This is a genomic window from Brenneria salicis ATCC 15712 = DSM 30166, assembly GCF_003315515.1.
Taxonomy (GTDB): Bacteria; Pseudomonadota; Gammaproteobacteria; order Enterobacterales; family Enterobacteriaceae; genus Brenneria; species Brenneria salicis.
Genome location: NZ_QNRY01000001.1, coordinates 140,318 through 154,454, shown reverse-complemented (window position 1 = coordinate 154,454; position 14,137 = coordinate 140,318). Strand labels below are relative to the sequence as shown.

Genomic DNA, 14,137 nt, shown 5'->3' with positions numbered 1-14,137 from the left:
ATCAATGCTCCTGATGACGGGTAATGGCTCGCGCGCTGGCGCACACGATCAGCAACAGCAGCGCGACGCAACCGAAAGCGAGCGACACGCTGCTGAGTTGGGCGATAAACCCTAGTAGCGTCGGGCCAACCAGAATACCAGCATAACCTACCGTTGTAATGGAGGCGATAGCCAGACTCGCCGGCATGATTTTCTGATTACCCGCCGCGCTGAACAGAATCGGCACTACGTTGGATGCGCCAATCCCCACCATGACGAAACCAAGAATCGATGTCAGCGCATTGTCGATACTGATGGTCAACAGCAGACCCAATGCGGCGCAAAGGCTCCCGCCCGCCAGGATAGCGTAGCGTCCGAGGGCGTTGACCACCCGATCGCCGCTCAGTCTGCCGATGGTCATCGCCACAGAAAACGCGGCGTAGCCGATCCCGGCCTGCGCGCTGCTCAGATGGCGTTCGGCGCTTAAAAACAGCGCGCTCCAGTCCAGAATCGCCCCTTCGGCGAGAAACATGATGAAGCACAACACGCCGATAAACATGACCCAGCCACGCGGGATCGCAAACATCGGGCCGCCTTCGGTGTTATTGGCGGCGCGCAGCAAGTGTGATTGCGCCACTGACATCAAGACCAGCAGCAAGGCGACAATAACCAGCAGCGCCATCAGCGGCGACAGTCCCAGCCATAGCAAGGCGCTGACGCCGCCGGCGCCGGCAATCCCGCCGACACTGAAGAAACCGTGAAAACCGGACATCATGGCCCGACCGCTTGCGCGCTCGACAATGACCGCCTGAATATTCATGGATACGTCAATCATCCCGATCGCCGCGCCGAAAAAGAGCAGCGTCACCGCCATCAGCGGGATGGTGTCGGCCTGCGTCAGCATCGGCAGAATAACACTCAGCAACGCGCTGGCGGTTAGGATAATGGTGCGGCAGCCAAGCTTGCTGGTGAGCAATCCGGCAAACGGCATCGCCAGCAGCGAGCCAATTCCCAGAGAGAGCAGCAGCATGCCTAAAGAGGCGTCGTTGATGTCCAGACGATGTTTAACAAAAAGAACCAGCGGCGCCCAGGCAGCCATAGCAAAGCCTGCGACGAAAAAACTGATGCGGGTGGCGGCCTGGGCTTTTCGGCCAGGTTGTTGTTCGGTACATAACGATGCGGAGTTCAGCGCTGTGCTCATTTCCCTGACGACACTTTCGGATAGACGTAATAAGGGTTTCTTTCTACCATAATTAACTTATTGAATCGAAGGATTCATGATTTATTGACGTTGCTGCGATGGATTATCAGATAAGTTAACATAAGTTGTGTAAAAGATGCTCACTACCCGCCGATTATTGCGGGCCTCGCCGCATGTTGAATCCTGTGCGGTAACCCGTAGAGGCCATATTATTTTCAGCACTATTTTTTTAGGGGGCGGGTTTTCGGCGATAAAAAAAGCCGGTTACAGGAACCGGCGAGGAAGATAAAAAAAACAGAGTAATAATGATGAAAAAATATTTTAGTGTTAGGCGGTAATATTTTTTTGTCATTTCATGCGATCAGATTACGCATCTTCATTGATATATTATATCCAGAACGGGATAGTCACTAATGGTGACTAAATAAGGAGGGTGGCTGTGAACATAAATAATGTCAACTCTTGTAAATGCAGTTTGATATTTTTATAGATATCAATTTTTTGTTATTTTTTTTACCTCATGGTTTATATTCTCGGGACAGGTTTTCCGGCATTGTTAATTGAGTTTTTAATACATTTATATAACGAAAATTAATTTTATCGATAGTTGTCATCGTTATTTTCAATGATGATGAACATCATTTATGAAATAGTATTTATTAGCTTCGCTTAAGTTCAAGGATATATATCTTCAGGGTTTTCTCCACAATTACTTCTCATTCTCCTCAATAACCCCTCACCCAAAACGCTTTTTTTTGCCGTATAATCCTGTGCTTTACGCTGGTTACCGGGGTTAGGGTGAAACAACTTTCCGACCTGTTGCGTCATATGCAGCAGGATTTACGCCAACCACAAGCTGAGCATGCGGGGTTCAGACAGATAACACATTCATTGACCCTCAGTGAACCGTCTGATCTATTGTCATGGCTGGCTACGCAGCCTGCCTATCCTCAGTTCTACTGGCGGCATCGTCAGGACAGTGAAGAGGCCGCGGTATGTGGCCAGGTTTGTGGTTTTCATCATATTCAGGAAGCGGAAGATTTTCTCGTGCGGCATGGCGGCGACCACCCTGTACGCGTCTGGGGATTGAATGCCTTTGACCAGTCGCCGCGTGACCCTCGTACCGGCACATCTCCCGGTTATCTTTTTCTGCCCCGTGTGGAGCTATTGCGTCAGGAGAATACGCTGAGCCTGCGAGTGAATTTATTCAGTGAGACATCACTCAGGCAGGATGCTGATAAAGCTGCGGCATTCATCAAGTTCTTGCTGCCGATGCGTCCATTGCCGCCTTTACAGACGCAGGCGAGCGATGTCGAGCATCAACCGGATCGTCAGCAATGGCGTAATCTGTTGCAACAGGCGTTGCACAATATCGCGGCTGGCGAAATGGAGAAGGTGGTGTTGGCAAGAAAGACCACCTTAACGCTGAAACAGCCGTTGCAGGCAACCACCTTTATGGCCGCCAGTTGTGCGGCAAATCATCACTGTTTTCATTTTATGCTGGCGCACGATGCGCGACAGGCTTTTCTCGGTTCCAGCCCGGAGCGACTTTATCGTCGTCACGACACACAGCTTGAAACCGAAGCGTTGGCCGGCACGGTCGTCAGCGACAAATGTGATGAAAAAGCAGCGGCATTGGCGCAGTGGCTGATGAAAGACAGCAAAAACCAGTGTGAGAACATGTTGGTGGTGGACGACATTTGTCAGCGCTTGCGACAGTCGGCGTTGTCGCTGGATGTCATGCCGCCGGAAGTAGTGCGGCTACGCAAAGTACAACATTTGCGCCGCACGATCCAGGCCACGCTGAGACAGCCTTCAGATAGCGTTTGCCTTGACGATTTGCAGCCGACCGCCGCCGTCGCCGGTTTGCCCAGGCACATCGCCCGGCGCTTCATTATCGGGAATGAACCCTTCGATCGCGGCTGGTATGCGGGTTCTGCCGGTTACTTGTCCCGTCGGCAGGCGGAGTTTTGCGTCGCGCTGCGTTCGGCGCACATCCATGACAATAGGTTGATTCTGTATGCCGGGGCTGGAATTGTGGCCGGATCTGATCCAGAGCAAGAATGGCAGGAGTTGGAAAACAAAACCGCAGGCCTGAAATCGCTGTTAGACGGCGATATGTTATAGTTTTGTTTTATTTTTGTTGTACCCGGCACGGGTTTATGTCAAAGTTGGCGCTGTGAAAAAAAATATAATTACCGTCAGAAACCGCAACCTGAGCTTTTGAGTCAATCATGGCAACAAGTGTATTTAATCGTCGTTGGGCCTCCTTGCTGCTTGAAGCGCTGACCCGTCATGGCGTCCGCCACATTTGCATCGCGCCGGGTTCCCGTTCTACGCCGCTGACGCTGTCGGCGGCCAATCATCGAGCATTGTTGTGTCATACCCATTTTGATGAGCGGGGGTTGGGACATTTGGCTTTGGGGCTGGCAAAAGCTTCTCATGAGCCGGTCGCCATTGTGGTGACCTCCGGTACGGCGGCGGCGAATCTTTATCCGGCGATCATCGAAGCGGGGTTGACCGGGGAGCGGCTGGTGGTGCTGACGGCGGATCGTCCTCCCGAATTGATTGATTGCGGCGCTAATCAGGCTATTTGTCAGCACGGACTGTATGCGTCTCACCCGACTGTCTCATTGGATCTACCGCGCCCGACGCCGGATATTCCCGCCAGTTGGTTGGTTTCCTCGCTGGATAGCGCTATGGCGCAGCTGACGCACGGCGCGTTGCACATTAATTGCCCCTTTGCCGAGCCGCTATATGGTGACGATGACGAGGACGCTTTTCGGGACTGGCTGCTGACGCTGGGAGACTGGTGGCAAAGCGAGACGCCCTGGCTGCGGGAAATGCGTCAGACCACACTGGCGGTGCAGACGGATTGGCGTCAATGGCGACAAAAACGCGGCGTGGTGATCGCCGGACGGCTTAGTCCGGCGCAAGGGGGGCAAGTGGCGTGTTGGGCACACGAATTAGGTTGGCCGCTGATTGGCGATGTCCTGTCGCAAAGTGGTCAGCCCTTGCCTTGCGCGGATATCTGGCTGGCGAATCCGGCGGCGCTGACGCGATTGCGGCAGGCTGAGATCGTGGTGCAATTTGGTGCCAGCCTGACCGGAAAGCGGCTGTTGCAGTGGCAGGAACAGTGCCAGCCGCAGGAATTTTGGCTGGTGGATGCGCTGCCGGGACGACTTGATCCCGCGCATCATCGTGGTCGTCGCCTGGTTGCCGATGTCAGCGACTGGTTGGCGGCGCATCCCGCGCTGACGCAAACCGCCTGGGCGGATGATTTGAGCCATATCGCCCGCCATACCCAGCAGCAAGTCGCCGCCTGTCTGCGTGATCGTTTTGGCGAGGCGCAACTGGCGCAGCGGCTCCCCGAATTTTTGCCGCCCGATGGTCAACTGTTTGTGGGCAACAGTCTGGTGGTGCGTCTGATTGACGCGCTGGCGCAACTACCTTTGCAATACCCGGTCTATGGTAACCGCGGCGCCAGCGGTATTGATGGATTGATCTCGACGCTGGCCGGCGTTCAGCGGGCGACGGGTAAAGCGACGCTTGGGATCGTGGGCGATCTTTCCGCTTTATACGACCTCAATGCGTTGGCTTTACTGCGTCAGGCGTCCGCGCCGCTGGTGTTGATCATTGTGAATAACAATGGCGGACAGATTTTTTCGCTGCTGCCGACGCCCGCCGCGCAGCGGGAAGCTTTTTACTGCATGCCGCAACACGTCGAATTCAGTCATGCCGCCGCCATGTTTGGCCTCAATTATGTCCGCGCCGAATGCTGGGAGACGCTGGCGGATGCCGTCGCCAGTAGCTGGGCGCGGGGCGGCGTCACGGTGCTGGAAGTGGTGGTGCCGCCCAAAGAGGGCGTGGAAACGCTCAACGCGCTGGTGTCGCAGGCGGCGTTATGGTCGTATTGAGTTGCCAACGAATTACGCCGGTGAAGGTATCGCCCGCACAACCGTGGCTGGTTTGTCTGCATGGACTGCTGGGCAGCGGCGAAGACTGGCGGCCCATCACCCCTTTTTGCGGCGACTGGCCGCTGTTGCTGGTGGATTTACCGGGACACGGCGCATCGCAGCGTGTGGCCGCCGGGGATTTTGCGCAACTCAGCCAACAACTGGCGCTTACCATCGCGCAGCAAGGCATCGAACGTTATTGGCTGCTGGGCTATTCGCTGGGCGGGCGGCTTGCCATGTATCACGCTTGTTGCGCACAGCCGTGCGGAATGCAAGGTCTATTGGTGGAAGGCGGCAATCCGGGGCTTGATGCGGCGCATCTGCGTGAGGCGCGATTAGCGCATGACCTCCGTTGGGCGCGGCGCTTTCGCCATGAGACGCTGGAAACCGTGCTGGACGATTGGTATCGGCAGGCGGTGTTCGCCGATCTGGATGCCGGACAGCGCCATGCCCTGGTTGCCCTGCGTCGCCACAATCATGGCGCGGCGGTGGCGGCAATGCTGGATGCCACCTCGCTAGGGCGTCAGCCCTGGCTGGTGGACAAACTTCGGCGGTTGGTTATCCCATTTGGTTATCTGTGCGGCGTCAGAGACCTGAAATTTCAGATGCTGGCAATGCAGTATGACTTGCCATTAATGCGCGTGACGCAGGCCGGTCATAACGCGCATCAGGCGAATCCGGCGGCGTATGCCGCCCGGATATTTTCTTTTATTTCGCATCCCGTTAAGGATTAATACTTATGCTTTATCCCAGTGAAGAATGGCTTTACGCCCCGGTGGAATGGCACGATTGCAGCGGCGATTTCACCGATATTCTGTTTCACAAATCGACGGACGGCATCGCCAAAATCACCATTAACCGTCCGCAGGTACGTAACGCTTTTCGCCCACAAACGGTCAAAGAGATGATTCACGCGCTGGAAAATGCGCGTTATGACGACGGGATTGGCGTAATTATTCTGACGGGCGCGGGCGATAAGGCATTCTGTTCCGGCGGCGATCAGAAAGTACGCGGCGACTACGGCGGCTATCAGGACGACAGCGGGGTACATCATCTGAACGTACTGGATTTTCAGCGTCAGATTCGTACCTGCCCGAAGCCGGTGGTGGCGATGGTGGCGGGTTATTCCATCGGCGGCGGTCATGTGCTGCATATGATGTGCGACCTGACGATTGCGGCGGACAATGCCATTTTCGGCCAGACCGGGCCGCGCGTGGGATCGTTTGACGGCGGCTGGGGCGCGTCTTATATGGCGCGTATCGTCGGTCAGAAAAAAGCGCGCGAAATCTGGTTCCTGTGCCGTCAGTATGATGCGGCTCAAGCGCTGGATATGGGACTGGTGAATACCGTGGTTCCGCTGGGCGAACTGGAAAAAGAAACCGTTCGCTGGTGCCGTGAAATGTTGCAAAACAGCCCGATGGCGCTGCGTTGCCTGAAAGCGGCGTTGAATGCCGACTGCGACGGGCAGGCCGGGTTGCAGGAACTGGCGGGTAACGCCACCATGCTGTTCTATATGACTGATGAAGGTCAGGAAGGCCGCAATGCCTTTAATGAAAAACGTCAGCCGGATTTCAGCAAATTCAAACGGAATCCGTAATGCGTCAGGTTAAGCTTTATCGTTACCGTGTGCCGATGGAAGCGGGCGTGGTGTTGCGTAACCAGCGCCTGAAAACCCGCGACGGGCTGATCGTCTGTCTGCAACAGGGCGAACGGCAAGGCTTGGGCGAGATTGCGCCGCTGCCGGAATTCAGTGTCGAAACGCTGGCGCAAGCGGAATGCGCCGCGCATGAACAACTCACGCGCTGGCGGGCTGGGGAAGCCTGGGCTGACGACCTGCCGCCGTCCGTCGCGTTCGGCTTAAGTTGCGCTCAGGCCGAACTGGATCAACGCTTGCCGATGGCGGCGGATTACCGCAAAGCGCCATTGTGCAACGGCGATCCTGACGAACTGTTCGCCACGTTGCAGGCCTTGCCCGGTGAAAAAGTGGCGAAGGTAAAAGTCGGTCTGTATGAGGCGGTGCGCGATGGCATGATCGTCAATGTGTTGCTGGAAGCGCTGCCGGATCTGAAGCTGCGTCTGGACGCCAACCGCAGTTGGACGCGCGCCAAAGCGGATGGCTTTGCCCGTTATGTCGCGCCCGCCTTGCGTTCCCGTATTGCATTTCTGGAAGAGCCTTGCAAAACCCGTCAGGAATCCCGCGAATTTGCGCAGGCAACCGGGATTAATATCGCCTGGGATGAAAGCGTGCGCGAAGCGGATTTCCGGGTGGAGGCCGAACCGGGCGTGAGCGCGATCGTGATCAAACCTACGCTGGTGGGCAGCCTCGATCGCTGTCGGCAACTGGTGCGACAGGCGCATCAGGCGGGATTAACGGCGGTGATCAGTTCCAGCATTGAATCCAGTCTGGGGCTGACTCAACTGGCGCGGCTGGCGCATTGGCTGACGCCAGACACTATCCCCGGTCTTGATACGCTGGATCTGATGCAGGCGCAAGTCATACGTCCGTGGCCGGCAAGCGCTTTGCCGTTGTTGGCGGTTGAGCAACTGGAACCGGTATGGCAATTCTGACCGACTGGCCCTGGCGCTATTGGGCTATACAGACGCCGCTTTCCGTCGCGCTAATCGACGGAGAGACGCGCTGGGATTGGCGGCAGCTTGCTCAGCGGGTCAATCAGTTGGCCGCCGGTTTTGCCCGGCAAGGCGTGACGCCCGGTTGCGGCGTGGCGCTGCGCGGCAAAAACAGCGGCATGATGTTGTGCTGTTATCTGGCGCTATTGCAGTGCGGCGCGCGATTATTGCCGCTTAACCCGAAACTGCCCGGATCATTAACCGATGATCTGCTGCCTTCGCTCGATATGCAGTACGGCGTGTGTCTGGATGGGCAACCGTTGCCCGGTGATTTGACCGCCTTGTCATGCGTGTCCGATGATCCTTCCTCTGCGTCGCAATTCGTTCAGCGGCGCTGGCAGCCTGAGCAACTGGCGACACTGACGCTGACGTCAGGTTCCAGCGGATTGCCGAAAGCCGCCGCGCATACTTTTTCCGCCCATCTTGCCAGTGCGCAGGGCGTGCTGGAGATGATGGCTTTCTCGGCGGCCGATAGCTGGTTGCTGTCGTTGCCGCTATTTCATGTTTCCGGGCAAGGGATTGTGTGGCGCTGGCTGGCGATCGGGGCAACCATTGTGGTGCGGGCGCAGCAACCGCTGGCATCCGCGCTGCGCGATTGTACTCACGCTTCGCTGGTGCCGACGCAGTTATGGCGGCTGTTAGCGCAAAATACGCTGCCCCCTTCGTTACGCTCGGTATTGCTGGGCGGCGCGATGATCCCGCAGGCGCTGACGCGGCAGGCCGAATCCCTCGGCGTGCGCTGTTGGTGCGGCTATGGTCTGACGGAACTGGCGTCGACGGTATGCGCCAAACGCGCCGATGGTCGGGCTGGCGTCGGGTTGCCGCTGCGCGGACGTGAGATTCGTTTGCTCGGCGAGGAAGTGTTGTTGCGCGGCAGCACGCTGGCGTCGGGCTATTGGCGTGATGGCCGCCTGCTTCCGCTGACGGACGCGCAGGGGTGGTTCCACACACGGGATCGCGGCGTTTTCGATGAAGGCGAGTGGCGCATTCTTGGGCGTCTGGATAACCAGTTTTTCAGCGGCGGGGAAGGCGTTCAACCGGAAAATATTGAAACGGTGTTGCTGGCGCATCCAGATATCCGGCAAGCCTGCGTGGTGCCGGTGGATGACTCCGAGTTTGGTCAGCGGCCCGTTGCGGTGCTCGACGTCTCAGGCGCCGCCACGCTGACGGACATCCGTGACTGGCTTGCGCCGCAGCTAGCCGGATTTCAGCGTCCGGTCGCCTATTTTTTACTGCCTGCGGAATTGAAAAATGGCGGAATTAAAATCTCCCGTCAGCAGGTTAGCGCGTGGGCGCAGGCAAAATATCAAAAGATCTGATCCGGTGAAGGTGCGTGCCAGACGGCAGATGTGACGATATTTTCAGTTGATTAAAAGAATAAATCGGGCTTCAGGATAATTTTGTGCTGGAGCGGCGGGGTGGTTGCGGTAAAATCGCTGGAAATATCAATAGGTTTTGCACGTGCGTTTACTATTTTAAGGATATTGAGATGAAAAAGTTTGTCATTGCCTGTGCCGGAAGCTTGCTGCTGGCCAGCGCTTCAGTTCATGCCATTAGCCTTTCCGGGGAGGCGGGACGTGACTATTCCGGCGCCAGCGTCGGTTTTGGTTTGGGCGTACCCGGATTGGGCGCTAACGTCAGTTATGCTCACGGCGACGACAATAACGACTTCTACGGATTTGGATTGGGCTATACCGTTCCGGTTGGCCCGCTAAAACTGACACTCGGCGGCAAAGCGCTGTATCTGAATCAGGATCGCGGCAGCGACGGGCATGCGCTGGCGCTGGGCGGTGGTGTGCAATGGCCGATTAACCGTTACTTCTCTGTGTACGGCGAAGGCTATTATTCCCCGGACGCCTTTTCCAGCCATGTCGATTACTACGTTGAAGGCAAAGCCGGCGTTCGCTGGCAGGTCTTCGGCCCGTTGAATGTGGATGTGGGCTATCGCTACATCAACCTGGCGGGTGAAAGCGGTCGCTCCGATAACAAACTGGCTGACTCTGCTTATGTCGGTGTCGGCCTGAATTTCTGATAGTTACCGATAAAGAGCCGAATGAAGAGCGTGACGATTCACGCTCTTTTCACATCCGCAAGCCGTCAGCGACGTTATCAGAAAGAGACATTTTCTTTTACTAAAATTTTCTTTTACTAAAAATTGTCTTTCGCCAACCGAGTTTCTAAAGTGGGTAGGGCGTAATCACGAGGAGCATACGATGCTTAGGGTTGAGATGTTATGTACCGGCGATGAAGTGCTGCATGGTCAGATTATTGATACCAATGCGGCTTGGCTGGCGGATTATCTGTTTCATGCCGGGCTGCCGATGACCAGCCGGATGACGGTGGGAGACGATCTCGATGCCCTGGTGACGGCGATTACCCAACGCAGTCGGATTGCGGATGTCTTGATCGTCAATGGCGGGCTGGGGCCGACCAGTGATGATCTCAGCGCGTTGGCGGCGGCCACCGCCGCGGGGGAAGGTCTGGTTGAACATGCCGAATGGCTGGCCCGGATGGAGGTTTTCTTTACCGAACGGGGCCGGGTCATGGCGCCCAGCAACCGCAAGCAGGCGCAGATCCCCGCCAGTGCCGAAATGGTGGATAATCCAGTGGGGACGGCATGTGGTTTTGCGTTGCGACTCAATAAATGCCTGATGTTTTTTACGCCCGGCGTGCCGTCGGAATTCAAGGTGATGGTGGACCAACAGATCATGCCGCGGCTGCGCGATCGTTTTGCTATCTCCGCGCCGCCATTATGTTTGCGATTAACCACGTTTGGCCGTTCTGAAAGCGATCTGGCCAGCCAACTGGATGCGCTGTCTCTCCCGCCGGGCGTGGTGCTGGGCTACCGCTCCGCCATGCCGATCATTGAATTGAAGTTGACCGGCCCGGCCTCGCAACGGGCGGCAATGGAAGCGTTGTGGGAGCAGGTACGCGCCGTTGCGGGTGAAAATACTCTCTTTGAAGGGACGGAAGGGTTGCCAGCCCAGCTAGCGCGGCGGTTGCGTGAGCACAACCTGGTATTGGCAATCAGTGAGGATTTTACCGCGGGGTTGCTGAACTGGCGGTTGCAGTCGGCCAGTGTCCCGCTGGCGGGCGGTGAACTACGGGTGAACGATGATGCGCTGGATTTACCGCAGTTTGCCGGGGAAACCGGTCAACTGGCGTTGCGGATCGGAGGCCGACGAGATGACCGACTAATGATTGCCTTGCATACGCCGCAAGGCACATTCGCTCAAATGATACAATACAACGTTCCCCGTTATAGCTTGAACACGCATCAGGAGGTGGTGGCGATGCTTGCCATGAACATGCTGCGGCGCTGGTTGAATGATTGGCCGGTTTACGGTGGTCACGGTTGGATCAACGTCGTGGAAACGTTGGCGTAATTTCTCTTTTTTCCCTTGGTGGGCTTTGTCGTGGTGTTTACTGGTTTTCCATTACTAATGTGACAGGATGAATGAATATGACGTTAAAACTGAAGATCGGGTGCGCGCTGTTGTCCGTTACGGCGATGGCATTTTCTCCCTCGATATGGGCTCACGCTCATTTGAAAAGCCAGATCCCGGCAGCCGACAGTATCGTCGAAACCGCACCCGACACGCTCACGCTCACTTTCTCGGAAAATATCGAACCGGCGTTCAGCGGCGTTGAGATCGTCGATGACGCCAGAAAATCGCCATCGGTCAGCAACACTTCGGTTATGCCTGAAACCCGCAATCAGATGAATGTCACGCTGGCGAAACCGTTGGCAAGCGGGCGCTATCAGGTTAACTGGCATGTTCTGTCGGTTGACGGCCATAAACTTAAAGGCAGTTACCGTTTTGCGGTGAAGTAGTTCGTGGCGCTGGACAGTCTCTATGTGGCGCTGCGCTGGGGATATTTTTCCGCCTTGATGCTGACCACCGGCAGCGCGGTTTATGTCGTCTGGCTGGCTCAGGGCGATTTCAGGTATTATCTGGCTGAACGGCTGGATCGGGTATTGCGCATTACTCTGTGGATGACGCTGGGGTGCGCCAGCGCGATGCTGTCGCTGCAACTGGTCATCATGAGCGGCGACTGGCGCAGCCTGACGGATAGCGTTATCTGGCTGGCGGTGCTGAGCACGACGGTCGGCAGGGGATGGGGCGCGCAGATCGTGCTGGCGTTCCTGGCGTGTCTGGGGCTGGCCGCGCATGGCGTTTCCCGCTATCGGATCATCTTGCTGGTCTGCGTGACGCAGTGGTGCGGCATGGCGTACATCGGACACGCGGCGGCGTTTGAAGGCGGGTTGGGCATGATTCAGCGGATTAATCATGTGCTGCACCTGATCTCGTCGGCACTATGGGCCGGCGGCCTGCCTCCGCCGTTCTTCCTGATGGCTGCGGGACGCCATCCGGCAACGCGCAGGGATGCCATTGCCACCATGATGCGTTTTTCCCGTACGGCCATGTCTGGGTGATGTTGAATATCATCACCGGCGTGATCAGCGGCTGGCTGCTGTTAGGGTGGCCGCCGCCATTCAGCCTGTACAGCGTGTTGTTGCTGGCTAAGGTGATGTTGGTGCTGCTGCTGGTGAGCTATTTCGCCACCTTGTCGCCTTATCCGGCGTGACGTATTCAGATCACAACGACACGACGATCCGGGTGGATATCGTGCCGTTACGTCTTGCTGTCGGGCTGAAATCAGTAAAGCAGCGAGTAAAGCTGGCGGCGATAGCGGGCGGCCAGTGCGTCGCCGGTGCCTAATGCGGCCATAATATCCATCAGCGTCTTGCGCGCGTTGCCTTCGGCGGCGCCCAGATCTTTTTTCAGGAAGCCCATCAACAACTCAAGGGACTCTTCGTTTCGCTCCACCTGATGCAGTTGCAACGCCAGTTGCACCGCCAGATCCGCGTTTTGCGGATCAGCGTCCAACTGCTGCTGTAGTTGTTGGATTTCCGGCGTATCGGCGGCCTGTCTGAGCAATTCAATCTGCGCGACCAGGCTGTGATAGCGGGTGTCCTGATCCTGCAAGGGGATCGTCGCCAACACCGCTTCGGCGTCTTCGCTGCGATTAAGTTGAATCTGCACTTCCGCCAGCATCAGGCCGATGTCGCTGCGCTGCTGGCTTAACTGCCAGGCTTCTCTGAGCAACGGCAAGGCTTGCGGCAAATCGCCCTCCTGAATCAACTGCTGCGCTTCGGCGACTTTCAACTCTTCTTCTTTCGGCAGCGCGCGCTGCAACAGTTCACGAACCGCTTCTTCCGGTTGAGGCCCCTGAAAACCATCCAAAGGCTGGCCGTCTTTGAACAGGTAGACGGTTGGAATGGCGCGCAGGCCGAATTGGGCGGCGACGCGCTGTTCCGCATCGCAATCGACTTTCGCCAGAATAAATTGTCCGGCGTATTCCTGCGCCAGTTTGTTCAGCACCGGTTCCAGTTGCAGACAGTGCTGGCTGCGTTCAGACCAGAAATAAAACAGCACGGGCAGTGTCGCGGAGTGTTCCAGCACCTCATGCAGGTTGGATTCGTTGACATCCATAATATTGGCTTGTTGTTCTAACATAATGCGTTCTCTCTTATCCTCGTCCGTTTTGGCATAGGTGGGGGCGGAATGCGCCACTTCAAGCCAAATGTCAGGAACGGAGCCGTAATACATGATCCAGTAAGCGCCCGGGCAGCAAACGGCGCAGCCATGACATCGAATGCGCAATCACTGTCACCGGGTAACGCAGCTTTGGCCGCGGGCTTTCCAGCGCGTGATGCAGTTTAGGCAATATGGCTTCCGGCGGCAGCGTAAATCGTTGGGCGATGCCGGGGTTGGTGACCGGATTATCCGTTTGCGCCTGAGCGACATTATCGGTAAAACGCGTGCTGATCGGGCCGGGCTCAATCAGGCTGACGTGCAACCCGCTGCCATACAGTTCCATCCGCAGCGTATCCGACCACGCTTCCAGCGCGAATTTGCTGGCGGCGTACGCGCCGCGTCCCGGCGTGGCGACCAGTCCCAGCACCGAACTGGTCTGAATAATTCGGCCTTCGCCGTGGGGCAGCATGGCGGGCAATAATCGTTGCGTCAACTGATGCGTGCCGAACAGATTACTGGCGAACTGTTGTTCAAACTGCCGGCGGGAGAGGCTGTTCAGCGGCCCGTATACGCCGTATCCGGCGTTATTAAATAGGGCATACAGCCGGTTATCGGTCAACCGGATCACCTCCGCGGCGGCTTTCTCAACGCTGGCGGCGTCATCCAGATCCAGTTCAATCCCTTCAAGACCCAGCGCGGTCATTCGCGCCGCGTCATCGGCACGGCGGCAGGCGGCAAGCACACGGTAGCCGCGTTGTTGCAGATCCTGGGCGGCAATCAAGCCGATACCGCTGGAGCAACCGGTAATCAAAACCGTTTTTTGCATAACT

14 protein-coding genes are annotated in these 14,137 nt (G+C 56.7%); 11 read left to right on the top strand and 3 right to left on the bottom strand.

Translation table 11 applies throughout. The features are described 5' to 3' along the window. Position 1: 1 nt before the first annotated feature. Positions 2–1,180: an MFS transporter gene (locus DES54_RS00775; RefSeq protein WP_113864716.1), complete on the bottom strand. Its 1,179-nt coding sequence runs from the start codon at positions 1,178–1,180 to the stop codon at positions 2–4. 798 nt (positions 1,181–1,978) lie between these two features. Between DES54_RS00775 and menF the strand changes: the two genes are divergently transcribed. The 11 genes from menF to DES54_RS18530 all read left to right on the top strand — a co-directional run bounded on the left by menF (position 1,979) and on the right by DES54_RS18530 (position 12,354). Beyond that, positions 1,979–3,307, top strand: a complete 1,329-nt coding sequence (gene menF / locus DES54_RS00770; RefSeq protein ID WP_113864715.1) for an isochorismate synthase MenF — start codon at positions 1,979–1,981, stop codon at positions 3,305–3,307. A 107-nt stretch (positions 3,308–3,414) separates the two neighbouring features. Further along, positions 3,415–5,097 carry a 2-succinyl-5-enolpyruvyl-6-hydroxy-3-cyclohexene-1-carboxylic-acid synthase gene (menD, locus tag DES54_RS00765; protein ID WP_113864714.1) on the top strand — a complete coding sequence of 561 codons (1,683 nt, stop codon included), beginning with the start codon at positions 3,415–3,417 and terminating at the stop codon, positions 5,095–5,097. Beyond that, complete coding sequence (gene menH / locus DES54_RS00760) at positions 5,085–5,870, top strand: 2-succinyl-6-hydroxy-2,4-cyclohexadiene-1-carboxylate synthase (protein ID WP_113864713.1); 786 nt, start codon at positions 5,085–5,087, stop codon at positions 5,868–5,870. The genes menD and menH overlap by 13 nt, the downstream gene beginning before the upstream one ends. A 5-nt stretch (positions 5,871–5,875) precedes the next feature. After that, complete coding sequence (menB, locus tag DES54_RS00755) at positions 5,876–6,733, top strand: 1,4-dihydroxy-2-naphthoyl-CoA synthase (RefSeq protein ID WP_113864712.1); 858 nt, start codon at positions 5,876–5,878, stop codon at positions 6,731–6,733. Further along, entirely contained in the window at positions 6,733–7,704 is a 972-nt protein-coding gene (gene menC, locus DES54_RS00750) for an o-succinylbenzoate synthase (protein ID WP_113864711.1), read from the top strand. The genes menB and menC overlap by 1 nt, the downstream gene beginning before the upstream one ends. Next, complete coding sequence (gene menE / locus DES54_RS00745; RefSeq protein WP_113864710.1) at positions 7,692–9,083, top strand: o-succinylbenzoate--CoA ligase; 1,392 nt, start codon at positions 7,692–7,694, stop codon at positions 9,081–9,083. The genes menC and menE overlap by 13 nt, the downstream gene beginning before the upstream one ends. A 170-nt stretch (positions 9,084–9,253) precedes the next feature. Continuing rightward, positions 9,254–9,796 carry a YfaZ family outer membrane protein gene (locus tag DES54_RS00740; RefSeq protein ID WP_113864709.1) on the top strand — a complete coding sequence of 181 codons (543 nt, stop codon included), beginning with the start codon at positions 9,254–9,256 and terminating at the stop codon, positions 9,794–9,796. A 181-nt stretch (positions 9,797–9,977) separates the two neighbouring features. Next, positions 9,978–11,150 carry a nicotinamide mononucleotide deamidase-related protein YfaY gene (locus DES54_RS00735; protein ID WP_113864708.1) on the top strand — a complete coding sequence of 391 codons (1,173 nt, stop codon included), beginning with the start codon at positions 9,978–9,980 and terminating at the stop codon, positions 11,148–11,150. A gap of 77 nt (positions 11,151–11,227) precedes the next feature. Then, a complete protein-coding gene (gene copC, locus DES54_RS00730) occupies positions 11,228–11,599 on the top strand; it encodes a copper homeostasis periplasmic binding protein CopC (protein WP_113864707.1) in 372 nt (123 codons plus the stop codon). 3 nt (positions 11,600–11,602) lie between these two features. Next, complete coding sequence (locus DES54_RS00725; protein ID WP_113864706.1) at positions 11,603–12,202, top strand: CopD family protein; 600 nt, start codon at positions 11,603–11,605, stop codon at positions 12,200–12,202. After that, positions 12,202–12,354, top strand: a complete 153-nt coding sequence (locus DES54_RS18530) for a hypothetical protein (protein WP_169050465.1) — start codon at positions 12,202–12,204, stop codon at positions 12,352–12,354. Before DES54_RS00725 ends, DES54_RS18530 begins: the two co-directional genes overlap by 1 nt. Positions 12,355–12,425: 71 nt before the next feature. On the opposite strand, the gene DES54_RS00720 is transcribed toward DES54_RS18530, so the two are convergent. Both DES54_RS00720 and DES54_RS00715 read right to left on the bottom strand, forming a co-directional pair. Then, a complete protein-coding gene (locus DES54_RS00720; protein ID WP_113864857.1) occupies positions 12,426–13,286 on the bottom strand; it encodes a co-chaperone YbbN in 861 nt (286 codons plus the stop codon). 70 nt (positions 13,287–13,356) lie between these two features. After that, positions 13,357–14,133, bottom strand: coding sequence for an SDR family oxidoreductase (locus tag DES54_RS00715; protein ID WP_113864705.1), 777 nt, complete (start codon positions 14,131–14,133; stop codon positions 13,357–13,359). Positions 14,134–14,137: the final 4 nt, after the last annotated feature.